Annotated in this window: 15 protein-coding genes; all 15 read right to left on the reverse strand. The window is 61.0% G+C overall.

From position 1 onward, the window contains the following. Nucleotides 1-160: 160 nt before the first annotated feature. Nucleotides 161-1,030 carry a pseudouridine synthase gene (locus C1725_RS14135; RefSeq protein ID WP_102412214.1) on the reverse strand — a complete coding sequence of 290 codons (870 nt, stop codon included), beginning with the start codon at nucleotides 1,028-1,030 and terminating at the stop codon, nucleotides 161-163. A 56-nt stretch (nucleotides 1,031-1,086) separates the two neighbouring features. Next, a complete protein-coding gene (locus tag C1725_RS14140; RefSeq protein ID WP_102412215.1) occupies nucleotides 1,087-1,623 on the reverse strand; it encodes a GNAT family N-acetyltransferase in 537 nt (178 codons plus the stop codon). A gap of 260 nt (nucleotides 1,624-1,883) precedes the next feature. Beyond that, nucleotides 1,884-2,738: an orotate phosphoribosyltransferase gene (locus C1725_RS14145; protein ID WP_102412216.1), complete on the reverse strand. Its 855-nt coding sequence runs from the start codon at nucleotides 2,736-2,738 to the stop codon at nucleotides 1,884-1,886. Between the two features lie 26 nt (nucleotides 2,739-2,764). Continuing rightward, on the reverse strand, nucleotides 2,765-3,745 hold the full coding sequence (locus tag C1725_RS14150; RefSeq protein ID WP_102412217.1) for an ABC transporter permease subunit: 981 nt from the start codon (nucleotides 3,743-3,745) through the stop codon (nucleotides 2,765-2,767). Next, nucleotides 3,742-4,857 carry an ABC transporter permease subunit gene (locus tag C1725_RS14155; protein ID WP_102412218.1) on the reverse strand — a complete coding sequence of 372 codons (1,116 nt, stop codon included), beginning with the start codon at nucleotides 4,855-4,857 and terminating at the stop codon, nucleotides 3,742-3,744. The genes C1725_RS14150 and C1725_RS14155 overlap by 4 nt, the downstream gene beginning before the upstream one ends. Beyond that, nucleotides 4,854-6,377: an ABC transporter ATP-binding protein gene (locus tag C1725_RS14160; protein WP_428829603.1), complete on the reverse strand. Its 1,524-nt coding sequence runs from the start codon at nucleotides 6,375-6,377 to the stop codon at nucleotides 4,854-4,856. Before C1725_RS14160 ends, C1725_RS14155 begins: the two co-directional genes overlap by 4 nt. Nucleotides 6,378-6,491: 114 nt before the next feature. Next, entirely contained in the window at nucleotides 6,492-7,652 is a 1,161-nt protein-coding gene (locus tag C1725_RS14165) for a BMP family ABC transporter substrate-binding protein (protein ID WP_102412220.1), read from the reverse strand. Nucleotides 7,653-7,776: 124 nt separating this feature from the next. Next, nucleotides 7,777-8,568, reverse strand: coding sequence for a GNAT family N-acetyltransferase (locus C1725_RS14170; protein ID WP_102412221.1), 792 nt, complete (start codon nucleotides 8,566-8,568; stop codon nucleotides 7,777-7,779). A gap of 17 nt (nucleotides 8,569-8,585) precedes the next feature. Next, nucleotides 8,586-9,065 (reverse strand): TrmO family methyltransferase domain-containing protein, encoded by a 480-nt coding sequence (locus C1725_RS14175; RefSeq protein WP_102412222.1) that lies wholly within the window; start codon nucleotides 9,063-9,065, stop codon nucleotides 8,586-8,588. Between the two features lie 84 nt (nucleotides 9,066-9,149). Next, nucleotides 9,150-9,986, reverse strand: a complete 837-nt coding sequence (locus C1725_RS14180; protein ID WP_102412223.1) for a MerR family transcriptional regulator — start codon at nucleotides 9,984-9,986, stop codon at nucleotides 9,150-9,152. A 144-nt stretch (nucleotides 9,987-10,130) separates the two neighbouring features. Continuing rightward, nucleotides 10,131-10,415: a hypothetical protein gene (locus tag C1725_RS14185; RefSeq protein ID WP_102412224.1), complete on the reverse strand. Its 285-nt coding sequence runs from the start codon at nucleotides 10,413-10,415 to the stop codon at nucleotides 10,131-10,133. After that, nucleotides 10,399-11,403 carry a dipeptide ABC transporter ATP-binding protein gene (locus tag C1725_RS14190; RefSeq protein ID WP_102412225.1) on the reverse strand — a complete coding sequence of 335 codons (1,005 nt, stop codon included), beginning with the start codon at nucleotides 11,401-11,403 and terminating at the stop codon, nucleotides 10,399-10,401. Before C1725_RS14190 ends, C1725_RS14185 begins: the two co-directional genes overlap by 17 nt. Then, nucleotides 11,396-12,415 carry an ABC transporter ATP-binding protein gene (locus C1725_RS14195; RefSeq protein WP_346026898.1) on the reverse strand — a complete coding sequence of 340 codons (1,020 nt, stop codon included), beginning with the start codon at nucleotides 12,413-12,415 and terminating at the stop codon, nucleotides 11,396-11,398. The genes C1725_RS14190 and C1725_RS14195 overlap by 8 nt, the downstream gene beginning before the upstream one ends. Before the next feature lie 178 nt (nucleotides 12,416-12,593). After that, complete coding sequence (locus tag C1725_RS14200) at nucleotides 12,594-14,327, reverse strand: ABC transporter permease (RefSeq protein ID WP_346026690.1); 1,734 nt, start codon at nucleotides 14,325-14,327, stop codon at nucleotides 12,594-12,596. Between the two features lie 14 nt (nucleotides 14,328-14,341). After that, nucleotides 14,342-15,328 (reverse strand): ABC transporter permease subunit, encoded by a 987-nt coding sequence (locus tag C1725_RS14210; RefSeq protein WP_102413352.1) that lies wholly within the window; start codon nucleotides 15,326-15,328, stop codon nucleotides 14,342-14,344. Between the last annotated feature and the right edge of the window lie 53 nt (nucleotides 15,329-15,381).

The raw sequence follows: 15,381 nt of genomic DNA on the forward strand, positions 1-15,381 counted from the left end.
CTCCTCTTTATTTTCGGCAGGCACGGGGGTCGCTTCCGCACCGCCTTTCACACATCAAAACGGGCATTGACCGTCATTTATTCCACTACGGAGGCTGGCAATGGATGGTAAACACCCCTTCTTGCACGCAAAAAGGGCCTTTTCAGCCCTTTTTCCCATTTTATACCTCGGACAGATCCCATGAAGGCGCCGTTTCGACCTGAACAGGACGGCCTGTGAACGGATGAGGAAACGCGAGGCGCGTCGCGCACAGCCGGTACATGCCTTCTTTTCCTCCCCCGCCGTACAGCGGATCGCCCAGCAGCGGATGACCCAGCGCCGCCGCGTGCACACGAATCTGGTGCGTCCTGCCCGTATGAAGAAGAAAGCGAACGAGGCTGGCGTCTACGCCGTCTATCATGCCGCTGCGGACGGTTTCATAGTCCGTCCATGCATCCTTTCCCTCTATAGAGGAGACAAACCTCGCGGCGCCGCGTGCGGGGTCGTGGGCGATCGGAAGACGGATCGATCCTGCCGGCGGGATGAAGCTGCCCCGTACGACGCCGATGTATTCCTTGCGAAAGGAGCCTTCCTCCATCTCCTTCATCAGCAATGCCTGCGCGCATCCATGCTTGGCGAAAAGCAAAACGCCCTCCGTTCCCACATCCAGGCGGTGAACGGGGTGCAAACAGACCGACGGTTCACGCTTCCGGACATACCCCAGCGCGATGTTGAGCAGGGAAACGCCGCCCCGATGCGGGTGCGTCTCGATGCCCGCAGGCTTGTGCAGCGCCAGCAGCGCGTCGTCCTCATAAAGCACGCGCACAGATCCCCAGACGGGCCGCACGGCCGTCGTTTCAGACGGCAGCGTCAGGGTTAAAAGGCTGCCCGCAGCGCCCCGCTGGTTCAGGTAAACCGTCCGTCCGTCCAGTTCGGCTTTTCCTTTCAGCCCGCCAGTCTGGGCGCAGGACAAGCCCAGACGCTCGCGCAGCACGGCGCGCAGTGTCAAGGATTCGTCCTCCGGCCGCAGGCGGTAGCGCAGCGTCAACATAGGCGCCCCCTCCCGATCTTGGACATTCAGCGTGCAGCTACGCGAACAACCGAATTTCAGCGTTGGGAAAGGTCGATCCAGTACCTTTCGAGATGCACCTGGCCCTTCGGCTCAAACACGGTGGATTCGTAAACGCCGCCGTTTGCCATGATCGCCTTTTTGCTGCCGATATTCGCGTCGATACAGGTGATCAGCACCCTTTCAAGGCCGATTTCCCTGCAAAACGGCAGGCTGTCTTGCAGCATTTGGGTCGCATAGCCCTTCCTGCGTTCAGAAGGACGAACCGAATAGCCGATGTGCCCCCCGTATATCCGCAGAAAGTCGTTGAAGCAATGTCTGGCCTGAATCATCCCGACGATTCTGCCGTCCTTCTCCCGCACATAGATGAACTGCGTCGATGGCACGCCATTCGCGGGAACCGTCTCTTTTCGCGCCATCTTCTCGACCTGAGCGAGCCAATCCACCGGATTCTCCATCCGCTTTAGGGAACCGCAGCCGTCCAAGGAGCTTCCATCCTCCAAAAACGCCCGGCGGTACGACGCGATCTCTGCGGAAAAAGCGGCGTTGGGTTTTATCAAAGTTAACCGTTCCATCCTCCACCTCTTAGACCGGTTTCTGCGGTTTTATTCCATCGTTTGAAGCAAATTATAGCATATCCCGCTGGAAATGACAAACCTGCGCGCGGCCGGTCGTGTTATCCCTTTGGGAAACGAAAAAAGAGGGACCGGCATCGTCCCTCCTCTGGCCATTGGCAAAACCGATGGCCCCGTGCAGAATAAAGGGAAAGGCTTCTCTTCGTACATTTCCCCTCCCATGACAGCACTTCGTCGATCATCCGTTTCCCAAACGGACATTACAGCCTGTCAAATCCCTTCTGAATGCACAGTTCCGCGCGTTCCTTCGCCTTGCCGCCCAGCGCCTTCTGCTCCGCGAGAAACGACGGGTGCGCCGCGAAGAAGTCGTGCATAAAGCGATTCGGGTCGTTCATGAAGGACAGCACCATGGAAAGCTGCTCTTCCGTCACGACGCCCAAGCGGTGTGCCGTCTCGAAGAGCGAAGGCTCGATCTTCACCAGCGTCGTCAGCGGGATGCCCGCGTTTGCCAGAACCTCTCGTCCGCCCTGATCGCGGTCCACGACCGCGACGCTCGCCGCGATCTTCGCCCCCAGCGCCTCGACCGCCGGAATCCACGCCCGCACGTAGCTGGAGGCTTCCGTCACCAGATCGGCGACGTGCAGTGCGCACTTGCCGGTCAGCTCCGCCTCCGACGCCCTGCATGAGGTTTCAAAGCCCGCCTCGTCGTACACGGTTTCCATGTCCTTAAAAATGGAGACATGCGGCTTGCCCAGCCTGTCCGCGATGAGCAGAGAGAAGAAGAAGTCGCGACGTTCGCCGCCCGAGACGAAATCAAATTCCATAGCGCGCGCCGCCTCCACCATCTGGTTCATCAGACGGCGATAGATCTCATTTTCTGCATATTGACGGCGTACGTGCGCAAGCACCGTGCGCGCGAACGCAAGGCGGTCGCCCGCCGCCGCCTGCTCGATGACGGAAAGGAGCTCTTCCGCCGCCCGCTGGCTGCCGTAAAGAAAGTGCGTGTTGATGTAAAACGGCCCCAGCTTGCCGGAGGTGTACCAGAAGGGCGCTCCCTCCGGGCAGACGCGCACGGCCTTGGTTTCAAAGAGCCAGGAAAGAACCGAATCGCTCATGAAAAAGCCTCCTTAACGTGTAAAAATTATCTGTCTTCCCTGAAGTAAGCGGTGCCCAGGCTCTGCGGAGGCTGGTTTTCGCGCTTCTTGCGCAGCGACGCGAGGACAAGCACCACGATCGTCACCACATAGGGCAGCATTTTGAAGATTTCCTGCATGCTGCGCCCAAGACCCGCGATGTAAAGGTAAAGGATATACAGACCGCCGAAGAGGATCGAACCCCAGATCGCCTTGACCGGCTTCCACTGAGCAAAGATGACCAGCGCCACCGCCAGCCATCCGCGGTCGCCGAAGCCGTTGTTCGTCCACGTGCCGCCGGAGTACTCCATCACGAAGTACAGACCGCCCAGGCCCGCGATGCCGCCGCCGATGCACGTCGCCAGGTACTTGTAGCGCGTGACGTTCACGCCCGCCGCATCCGCGGTGCCAGGGTTTTCGCCGACCGCACGCAGGTTGAGCCCCTGGCGGGTCTTATTCAAAAACCAGCTGAGCACCACGGCCACGACGAGGCTGAGGTAGGTCAAAAAGCCGTAGGAAAAGAGGATGTCGCCGAGGACCGGAATGTCGCTGAGGAAGGGAATCTTCGCGCGGTAGGCGCCCGCGGTGACCGCAACGGAAATCTGGCCCACGCCGCCCGCCAGTCTGGAGAGCGAGCCGCCGAAGAAGTTGCCAAAGCCTACGCCGAACGTCGTCAGCGCGAGGCCCGTCACGTTCTGGTTTGCGCGCAGGGAGATCGTCAGCACGCTGTAGATCAGCCCGCCAAGCGCTGCGCAGAGGAATGCGCAGACGAAGGAGATCAGAAAACCGACGAATGCATTCGGCACGGCCGCGGCCTTTTCGTACAGGAACGCGCCGATCAGACCCGCAATGCCGCCCATGTACATCATGCCCGGCACGCCGAGATTAAGGTTTCCGCTCTTTTCCGTCAGGATTTCGCCCGAGGCGCCGAACAGAATGCCGATGCCCTGCGCAATGGCCTTTTGAATAAAGATCAGGATCGTATTCATCCCTTGATCTCCTTTCTGCCGTGGCGGCGCAGGCTCACCTTGTAGTTGATGAAGAATTCACAGCCCAGGATGAAGAACAGGATGATGCCCGTCAGCACGTCCGAGGCGTTCTCGTTGAGGTTGAACTGCGAGGCGATCTGAATCGCGCCCTTTTCCATGAACACGAGAAAGAACGCGATGAGGATCATCGTAAAGGGGTTGAACTTTGCAAGCCAGCTGACGATGATCGCAGTAAATCCGCGCCCGCCCGCCGTGCTGGTGGAGATGGTGTGACTGCATCCCGATACGATGATGAACCCCGCCAGGCCGCTGAGCGCGCCGGAAATGGCCATCGTGCGCAGGATGACGCGCCCCACGTTGATGCCCGCGTAGCGCGCGGTATTCTCGCTCTCTCCAACCACGGCGATCTCATAGCCCGGCTTGCTGTAGCGCAGGTAGATGAACATCAGCACCGTAATCGAGAGCACGATCAGCACGTTGATCCCGTACTTCTGGCCGAAGAGCGGCGCAAACCAGCCGTATTCCGTGCCTTGATGGATGATGCCCACGGTGTTGGAACCCTTCGGGTTTTCCCAAAACACGATGCTGAACGTCACCAGCTGCATCGCCACGTAGTTGAGCATCAGGGTAAAGAGCGTCTCGTTCGTATTGTACTTCGCCTTAAAAAAGGCCGGAATGATGCCCCAGATCATGCCTGCCAAAAGGCTCGCCGCCGCCATGAGCACAAACAACAGCCACGTCGGCAGCGCACCGCCGCCATAGATCATGACTGCCGCGGTCGCCAGGCCGCCCACGAGCACCTGCCCTTCCGCGCCGATATTCCAAAAGCGCATCTTGAAGGCCGGGGTGATCGCAAGCGCGATCAGCAGCAGGGTCGCGCTATCCCGAATCGTCGTCCAGAGGCGGCGGTTCGTGCCCACCGCGCCGCTGACATAGGCCTTGTAGACCTCCAGCGGATTCATGCCCGTCAGCGCGAAGATCACCACCGCGCAGACGCACAGGGAGAGCAGCAGCGCCGCCGCGCGGATGAGAAGGGCCCGATGCCACGGGAGGCCGTCGCGCTTCACGATATGCAGCCGCGGCTCCTTAGCCGGTGTTGCGGTAATGCTCATCCTGCCTTCTCCTCCTCCCCCCGCGCCCTTTCCGAACGCGTCATCAGTTCACCGACCGATTCCTTGGTCGCGGTGCGCGCATCCACGATGCCCGTCACCCGGCCCCCGCACAGCACCATAATCCGGTCGCACAGCGACAGCAGCACGTCTAGGTCCTCGCCCACGCAGATGACCGCAGACCCCTTTACCTTCTGCTCGTTGAGCAGGCGGTAGATCGTATACGAAGAGTTAATGTCCAGCCCGCGCACGGGGTAGGCGACCATCAGCACGCTCGGCGCGGAGGCGATTTCGCGCCCGACGAGCACCTTTTGTACGTTGCCGCCCGACATGCGCCGAACCGGCGCGCCGATGCCGGAGGTCACGACCTCGAGCTGCTTGACGATGCGCTCCGCAAGCTTTCGCGGATTGCGCTTGTCCGCGAAGAAGGAGCGCCCCTCGCGATAGGTACGCAGCATCATGTTCTCCGTGATGTCCATCGAGCCCACGAGCCCCATGCCCAGGCGATCCTCCGGCACGAAAGCCAGATGGATGCCCAGCTTGTCGATCTCCTCCGCGCTCATGTGCGTGGTATCCACCACGTCCCCGTCCTTCGGGAAGAACGAAACCGCGCCCGTCTGCACCGGCTGAAGGCCCGCGATCGCCTCGAGCAGTTCCTTCTGTCCGCTGCCCGCGACGCCCGCGATGCCCAGAATTTCGCCGCTGCGCGCGGTGAAGCTCGCATGGTCGAGCGTCGTGATGCCCTCGAGGTTCACGCAGGTGAGATCCTTGACGGCGAGGCGGCGCTGGGGATTCACGGGCTCCGGACGCTCGATGTCCAGCGTCACCTGCTTGCCGACCATCAACTCCGTGAGCGACTGCACGCTCGCGCCCACCGTATCGACCGTGCCGACCGAACGGCCCTTGCGCAGCACGCTCACGCGGTCGGAAAGGGAGAGCACCTCAGCCAGCTTGTGCGTGATGATGATGATCGCCTTGCCGTCCTCCCGCATGTTGCGGAGGATTCGAAAGAGGCGCTCCGTCTCCTGCGGCGTCAGCACCGCCGTCGGCTCGTCCAGGATGAGGATCTTTGCGCCGCGGTAGAGCACCTTGAGGATTTCGACGGTCTGCTTTTGCGACACGGACATGTCGTAAACCTTCTGGTTGACGTCCAGCTCAAAGCCGTACTTGTTCGCGAGGTCCAGAATTTTGCGGCGTACCTCGTTCATGTTCAGCTGCACAGGGCCCGGCAGGCCCAGCACGATGTTTTCGGCGGCGGTGAACACGTCCACGAGCTTGAAGTGCTGATGGATCATGCCGATGCCCAGCTCAAACGCGTCACGCGGCGAGCGGATGGTCACCGGCTTCCCCTCCACGAAAATCTGTCCCTCGTCCGGAAAGTAAATGCCGGAGAGCATGTTCATGAGCGTGGTCTTTCCGCTGCCGTTCTCGCCGAGCACGGAGAGTATCTCTCCCCTGCGCACGTCCAGGCAGGCGTTCTCGTTGGCGACGACGCTTCCGAATCGCTTGGTAACGTCACGCATTTCGACCGCGATCGCTTTATCCACAGGCAATCCTCCGTTCAGGAAGTGATGGGAAAACGCAAAGAGGGCGGGCGGCACCGAAGGGAGCCGTCCGCCGAAAAGCAGCGCAGGGATTTACTTCGCGGCAGTCAGATCGGTGATGCCGTCGATGATGAAGTCGAAGGACGGCGCGGACGCCTTCTCGGACTCGTGGAAGTAGCCGTCCCAGATGTAGTCGCTGTCCGCATCGGTCAGCGTCTTGCCGCCGACGGTGAAGCTGGCGCAGTCGAACACGTGCAGGGAGCCATCCTTGAGCGCGGTCTCGACCTCAGCGACCTTCTCCTCGGTGCCGGCGGCGATGGCGGCCTTGTTCAGCTCGGTGATGCGGTTCGCGCCCTCAGCATAGCCGTGGCACCAGTCGACGGCGATCTCCGTGCCGTCGATGATCGACTTCACCGCGTAGGTGTAGTAGGGGCCCCAGTTGATAGAAGCGGAGGTCAGCGCCCAGTTGGGGGCGGTAGCGATCATGGAGATGTTGTAGCCGACGACCGGCACACCGGCGGCCTCGCAGGCCGTGGGCGCGCCCGTGGTGTCCGCATGCTGGGAAATCAGCACGCAGCCGCCGGCGATCAGCGCCTCAGCCGCTTCCTTCTCCAGGTCGAAGGACGCCCAGGAGTTGGTATAGGTCACGTCCATCGTGGCGGAGGGGCAGACCGAGCGCACGCCCAGGAAGAAGGAGGTGAAGCCGGAGATGACCTCCGCGTACGGATACGCGCCGACATAGCCGACCTTGGCCTGCTCGGCGGTGATCTTGCCGCTCTCGATCATTTCGTTGAGCTTGAGGCCCGCAACCACGCCGGAGACGTAGCGGGACTCGTAGACGGAGGTGAAGAAGTTGTGGAAGTTGGCAAGTCCGCTGCTCGCCGCCTGATAACCGGTGGCGTGGCAGAACTGAACCTGTGAATATTCCTTGGCGGCATTCATCATGTAGGACTCGAAGCCGAAGCTGTTGCCGAAGATGATCTGGCAGCCCTGGTCGGCCAGGTCGATCGCCGCGTCCTCGCAGGTCTCGTCTTCCGGGACGACCCACTTGATGAGCAGCTGATCCTCGGTGAGGCCGAGCGCGGTCATCATTTCCTTCGCGCCCTCGTAATGCGCGGCGGTGTAGCCTTCATTTTCATCGCCGATGAAGATGAAGCCGACCTTCAGATCAGCGGCAGGCACGCCGTCAGCCATGGCGGCGAAGGAGACCAGGCAGAGCATGGCTGCCAGCACCAGAGAAAGAAGCTTCTTCATGATGATTCCTCCTAAATGTTCTTCATAAGAAACGAAGCATTGCTATCGTACCGCAAAATCCCCCTTTTGTAAAGGCCTTTACGCAAAAATTCGCGCTTTTTGTCGAATATTAGGTTATTCTATTTCAAAAATGTTCGTCTTTTTTAGAGGCGTCCACATTCTCCTTCCGCAGTTCCCAGGCGCTGTATGGCCCGCCGTCCCGATACCCCAGGCGGAGCGCTACGCGGCGGGATTCGAGGTTGGCCGCATCCCAGTCCGGCTCGACGCCCCGCTCCAGGCAAAGGAGGCAGAGCGCCGCGCCGCAGCAGCGCGCAAGCCCCCGGCGCTGGTGGTCCTCCCGCGTTTGAATTTGAATTTCGATGCCGCCGTCATAAGAAAAGTAAGAGGACGCGCCTGCAACGAGTTCTCCATCCACCAGCGCCGCGACGCCGATCCCCCGCGCGAGGTAGTCCGCCTCATCCCGATACAGCGATACGAAGTCCCTCGACCATTCTGCCTTCAAGGCCTGCCGGTACAGCGCGCCGTCAAAGCGCCTTATCCGATAACCCGCCGGCGGCATGGAGAGCGGACGCAGGAAGTCGGCGCGCAGCGAATCCGCATGAAGCCGCCAGCGCGTGATGCGATCGGCCCGCGCGCCGCCTGCCGCTCCGATACGCGCATCCCACGCCGCGTCATGCGGAACCATCAAAAGGGAGAGGGCCGGATGGTCCGCAGGCACGTGCCCCGCAAGCTCTTCCGCGCCCAGCGCGTCGGCATCGCCCGCAAAGCAGCAGAGATCGCCCACGACGATCTGCGCGCAGCGCCCCTGCGCATCCGCAAATGCGTGCCCCATTCCCTGATGCAAAAATGCCCGGACGGTCGTTTCCGTCCTCCCCGCAAAAAGCGGCGCCGCCTGCGCCGCCGTGATCTGTCTCATCCGCTCTTCCCGCCTTATCAGAAGTTAAATTCATTCTCCCAGTCAAATTCTTCCGACGCCTCCAGGCTGCGCGGCCAGTGCGCGCACCACGCCGGCACCGCCGGCGCTTCCACTCGATCCATGCTCGGCGTATAGGGCTTGATATCGAGCACCGGGCTTCCGTCCAGCGCGTCCGTATAATCGACGTAAAGCCTGCCGCTTGCCTCGTCCACCTCGAGCACGCACGACACCGTCATCGCGATCGGGTTGGGTCGAAAGGGCGAACGGGTCGCAAACGTGCCCAGGGTCCCGGGGCCGCGCCTGTACGGGCTCCGAACCTCGAGGACCTTTCGATCGGGCGCTTCGTCGCTTTGATGAAACCACCAGAGGACGACCGCGTGACTGAACCCTCCGAACGCTTCGAGCCCTCGGGCGTAGTCCCTTTGGAGCTCGATGTACGGCTTCTCCGCTTCCGTAAAGATTCGGCCGATCGGGGTCACCGCATATGTCTTTTCCATGATGAAGCCTCCTGTTTTCGTCGCGGCTGTCTGCCGCGCGTGATGGGGTACGGCCTCATCCTACACCCTCACACGCTGTCAGAGTCAAGCGTGGATTTCATCCACAGCCCTGAGCGGCACCTGCAGCTCGGTCAGGTACTGTGACGGATCCTCCTCGTCCCACGGTCCCTTATGGCAGATTTGGCGCGAGGGCCCGTCCATCGCGAATCGTGCGTGGCGGGACAGCCAGCGCGCGAAGGCCTGATACGCGCCTCCAATCCGCTCATAGGGGCCGTATACCATGATCGAGGCCATGCGCCCGACCGGGGCGGTTTCGCGATAGACGAACTCCCCTTCGGACTCTCCCATCTGCTCCACGACGACGCAGGCCTCCACGTCCACGTCGGCATCCCGATGCTCCTCGTCGTAAAAAAAGGCGACGTTTCCATGGTTGGGCGAAAGCCTGATGCCTTTTCGGGCGATATAGGCGTAAAGCGCGTGCCAAAGCTCGCTTTCGCAGTCGTACCGAGCGATCTTCCGACGCACGGAAAGCACGTGAAAGGGCTCGATCCGCTTCATCGTGACGTTGCAGTGCACGTCCAGCGCTTCCGACCGCAGGTCCGCGATGGCGGTCTGAATCTGGACGACGCGGGCGCGTTCCACCTCCATCGCCCGCTCAGCCTCCCGCCGCTTCTCCTCAAGCCGCCGCGTCAGCGTCTCGTCGTTCCAGCCGTCGAGCAGTTCCCTCATTTCCACGATGGAAAACCCCAGGTCGCGCAGCAGCACGATCCGATGCAGGCGCTGCATCTGCTCGACGGAGTACGAGCGGTACCCCGTGAAGGGATCCACCTGCGCCGGATGCAGCAGACCCGTCTCGTCGTAATAACGAAGCATGCGGATGGAAACCTGTGTCAGCCTCGAAAACTCGCCGATGCGGAACATGGCGTCTCCCTCCTTCTTCAGGCTTTCATGATAGCGCAAGGCGCGCGTTTCGGCAAGTAAAAAGCGTTCTTCTTTCCGTCTTGCGAAGATCCACGCGTTCCCAAGGGATAAAAACCGCCCGGCCAGACGGCCGGACGGCTACGTTTATCGAAACCATACGTGTATACAAAACTCGATGAACAAAAAACCTGCAAGTCCGAACGCCGCCACGACGAGCAGCCCCGCGCCCAGCGCACTGACCGCCCAGTGAAAGGTTTCGCGCGGCGTCAGGCGCGTGGGGTGCGGGTTCTTCTTTCCCTGCGCATCCCCGGTCTTCAGCTCCGGCCGGTACCAGGGCATGCCCTCGACATTCATGTCCGCAACCGTCAGTTCTTCCAGCTCATCCTTCGCGCCCTCGTCCTTGCCCCGCGGATCACGCGTCTTCGCCATAGGGCTTTCCCTCGTTTGCGTACAGGTGGCAGGCCACGACGTGACCGGGCTCTATCTCGCGCACGGGCGGCGCTTCGTGCTTGCAGCACTCCATGCATTCCTTGCAGCGCGTATGGAACTTGCAGCCGGAGGGCGGGTTCGCCGGGGATGGGATGCTTCCCTCCAGGATAATCCGCTTCATCCGCACGTTCGGATCCGGCACCGGAATCGCCGAGAACAGCGCTTTCGTATAGGGGTGAAGCGGGTTCTTGAAGATGGCCTTCTTGTCGCCGTACTCCACCATCGTGCCCAGGTACATCACGCCGACCGCGTCGGAGATATGCTCCACGACGGACAGGTCGTGCGAAATGAACAGGTACGTCAGGTTGTGCTCCTGCTGCAGGTCGCGCAGCAGGTTGATGATCTGCGCCTGGATGGAGACGTCCAGGGCGCTGACCGGCTCGTCGCAGACGACGAATTCCGGGTTGAGCGCAAGCGCGCGCGCAATGCAGATGCGCTGACGCTGACCGCCGGAAAATTCGTGTGGGTAACGGTTCTTGTGATAAGGCTGAAGGCCGCAGGACTGCATGATGCCGTCGATGTAGTCGTTCAGCTCTTCCCTGGGCACGATGCCGTGCTCGCGCACCGCCTCGGCGATGATCTCGCCGATCGGAAGCCTGGGGGACAGGCTGGAATACGGATCCTGGAAAATGAGCTGCATCTTCGGGCGCATCGCCCGCATCTGCTGCTTGTTCAGGTCATAGATCTCCTGTCCGCTGAAGAGCACGTCTCCACTCGTCTTCTCCGTCAGGCGAAGGATCGTGCGGCCTACGGTGGTCTTGCCGCAGCCGGATTCGCCGACCAGGCCCATCGTCTTGCCGCGCTCGATCTTGAACGTCACGCCGTCCACCGCCTTGACCGCGCCCGCAACGCGCTGCATCAGGCCGTTCTTGATCGGGTAATATTTTTTGAGGTTTCTGACCTCCAAAACCGGCTTTGTCTCAGCCATTGCGTTTTCCCTCCTTTGCCTCAGGATAGCAGCGGTAACAGCTCACCACATGCGTGGGCGATATAGATACCTCGTGCGGATAAGCGCCCTTGCAGCCCTCCACGCACAGCTCGCAGCGGTCGCGGAAGTAACAATAATCCGGCATGTCCACGGGGTTGGGTACCTTGCCGGGGATGGAATAGAGCCTGTCCGTCTCCCGGCCGACGACGGGCTTGCTGTTCAGCAGGCCGATCGTATAGGGGTGGCTGGGGTTTTCAAAGACCTCGTGCGCCGTGCCCTTTTCCACCACGCGGCCGGAGTACATGACGACCACGTAATCCGCCATCTCGGCGATCACGCCCAGGTCGTGCGTGATGAGCATGATGGAACAATCCGTCTTCTCCTTCATCTCGCGCAGCAGATCCAGAATCTGCGCCTGAATGGTCACGTCCAGCGCCGTCGTCGGCTCGTCCGCGATGATGAGGCGGGGGTTGCACGAGAGGGCCATGGCGATCATGACGCGCTGGCGCATGCCGCCGGACAGCTCGTGCGGGTACATCCGATAGACGCCCTCCGCGTTGGCGATGCCGACCGTCTCCAGCATTTCGATGGAGCGATTCCTGACCTGTTCCTTGTCCATCTCCTTGTTGTGCAGGGCGATGACCTCGTCCATCTGCATACCGATGCGGAATACCGGGTTCAGGCTGGTCATCGGCTCCTGGAAGATCATGGAGATCTGGTTGCCGCGGATGCTGTGCATCGCCTCGTCCGGCGTGTTCACGATGTCGTAGACGCCGTCCTTCGCGTTAAAGCGGATCTGGCCGCCCGTCATCTGGCCCTGCGGGCGCTGCACGAGCTGCATGAGCGAAAGGCTCGTCACGCTCTTGCCGCAGCCGGACTCGCCCACGACGCCGACGGTCTTGCCGCGCGGCACGTCGAAGGAGACGCCGTCCACGGCTTTGACCACGCCGATGTCCGTGTAAAAGTAGGTGTGCAAGTCGTCGAACTCCACGATGTTGTCGGGGTTTTTCATTTGCGTCATGTATTCGCTTTTCGGCACATTCTTCCGTTTGCGCTTTTTTTCAAAGGCGTCCGTTATGCGCCGGTTTTCCTTCGCGATGGCGCGCGCCTCGGCGGCGGAGATGTAGTCCGCGCTCTTGGCTTCCTTCGCGGAGAGATGCTTTTTCTCTTTAGCCATGCTCTCGCCCTCCTTATCGCTTCATCTTCGGGTCGAACGCATCGCGCAGTCCGTCGCCGATAAAGTTAAATCCGAGCACCGTCAGCAGGATCAGCATGCCCGCCGGGATCCAGACGAACCAGTAGTTCGTCATGACGTACACGTTGGAGACGGCGTTAATGATGTTGCCCCAGGACGCAAACGGGAACTTGACGCCCAAGCCCAGGAACGACAGCGTCGCTTCCAGCAGGATGACGCTGCCCAGCGACATCGTGCACATGACGATCAGCTGCGGCACGACGTTGGGCACCAGGTGCTTGAAGATGCGTCGCGAGGTCGAAAGACCCGTCGCCTCGGTAGCCACCATGAACTCCTGCTCGCGCAGCGAGAGGATCTGGCCGCGCACGAGGCGCGCGATGGAGGGCCAGCTAAGCAACCCGATGACCAGCATCAGCGCGATCATACGAACGGTCGGGTCTACCTTATAGACGTCCATCAGGGAACCCAGGATGATATAAATCGGGTAACCCGGAATGCAGTTCATAATATCGACCACGCGCATGAGCAGATTGTCGATCCAGCCGCCGAAATAGCCGGCAACGCCGCCCAGCACCACGCCGAGCACCAGCTCGATGACGACGACGATGAAGCCGATCATCAGCGAGATGCGTCCGCCGTACATCAAGCGGGTCAGCATGTCCATACCGTTGCCGTCCGTGCCCAGCCAGTGCTCGCGGCTCGGCCCCTCATAGGTGCGAAGAAGATAGGTCTTCGTATCGCGCCGGACGATGTACTGCCCGTTTCTGTGCTCAATCGCGTATTCGACCTGTTCGCCGTCCTCGCCGGGCATCTCAAAGGTGCTCTCCTTCGCCGCGATGGCCGTAAGCGCCGTCTGCGCGAAGCCTTCCGGGAAGACCGTCCCGACCTCGACCGCCTTGATGACGTAATCGGAGACCTCGCAAACGGGCGCCCCATCCGCGCCGACGATCTGCACGCTCTGCTCGCCGCGGATGAGCTGGTAGGTTTCCCCCTCAAAGACGAACGAGGCGGACGTGCCGTCCGCGATCGCACGCTCAGAAGCGAGGCGGAAATCGAAATTGCTCTCCAGTCCGTTCGCCTCCGTGAAAATGCGGTGCGAGGCGAGCGCCAGGTTTTGCGTGCCGTAGATCGTGTACTGCTTCTTCAGCATCGTATAGCTGAACATGGAGCCGTCCGCGGTGGCGAACGTCTTGTCGCCCGCGGCCACGGCGGCTGCGAACGCTTCGGTCAGATCCTCCGGGAGCGCCGCATCCTCCTTGGGCGTCACGTTGAAAAGCCCCTTCATCCCGATCGCTGTGGCGACGGGCACCTGCTCGGTGACGCGGTAGAGGTTTTCGCCCTCCTGAATGAGGCCGTAATTCTGACCGTTATACTCGAAGATCTCTTCCCCGCGCGTGAGCGCCAAGATCATCTTGGACTTGGCGCCGCTGGGGAACGCCTTCCCCTCCGCCTCCACGTAGCGGTATTCGTTGTTCTCCGTGATGGCGGCGTAGTCCTTCACCATCATCTCGTAGCCGCGGAAGCGCTCGCTCTCGCCGTAAGGCGTGATGATACCGCCGATAAAGGAGAAGATGAACATCGCAACGATGATGACGGTGCCCACGATCGCCAGCCGGTTGCGGACAAAGCGCCTGAACACCAGCATGGAAGGAGAAAGGACCTTGACGCGCTGCTCGTCGTCCAGCGCCAGATGCCGGTCGTCGACGTTCTGTTTCTGATTTTCCTGCATAAGGCTTCCTCCTTTCAGCTCACGCGCACGCGCGGATCGACCACTGCGTACAGGATGTCAGCGATCAGCGTGCCCAACAGCACCAGCATCGCCGAGAAGACGGAATAGAACATCGTAAAGGGAATGTCGCCGCTGATCATCGCCTGATACGACGTATAGCCGATGCCCGGGATCTGGAACAGCGTCTCCGTGATCAGCGCGCCGCCGAACAGGCTGGGCAGCGTGCCGCCGATGATGGTGACGATCGGGATCAGCGTGTTGCGGAAAGCGTGCTTGTTGATGACCGTACGCTCCGGCAGGCCCTTGGCGCGGGCGGTGCGGATGAAGTCGGAGTTGAGCACCTCCAGCATGTTCGTGCGCGTGTAGCGCATCAGGTCGCCGACGCTGACCACGGTGAGCGTCACGATCGGCATGATGTAGTGCTTCGCCACGTCCAGGAACTGCCCCATGGGCGAAAGCTGATCGTACATGCGACCCACCTTGCCATACAGGTCCAGCCAGCCCAGGTTGATGGAGAACACCCACTTGAGCAGCGTTGCAAAGAAGAAGGTCGGCAGCGATATGCCGATGAGGGCGAAGATCGTGACCGCATAGTCCACCCTCGAATACTGGTGCGTCGCGGAGACGATGCCCAGCGGGATGGCGATGACCACGCGCAGCACGAGGGAAACCATCGCAAGCACGAACGAATCCCAGATGACCTGGCTGAACTTGACCGTCACCGGCACGTTGAAGTACCAGCTCTCGCCGAAATCGCCGCGAATCGCGGTCTTGAGCCAGGTGAAGAAACCGCCGATGATGCCCTTGTCAAAGCCGTAGACGGCGTTGAGCTGTTGCATCCATTCTTCGTAGCTGCGGCCGCCCGGCAGGGACGACTTCTCGCGTGCGAGACGCTCGACGTATGACGTGGGCAGGCAGCGCATGAGTGCATAGATGAGCAGTGCGACAAAGAAGAGGATCACGATGCTGAGCGCGATGCGCTTAGCGACGTATTTGCGCACGATCAAACACCTCCGTAAATCTCGGCGCACGAGCGCCGGAATCAAATTTTAGC

The sequence above is a fragment of the Beduinella massiliensis genome, from assembly GCF_900199405.1.
GTDB lineage: Bacteria > Bacillota > Clostridia > Christensenellales > Aristaeellaceae > Beduinella > Beduinella massiliensis.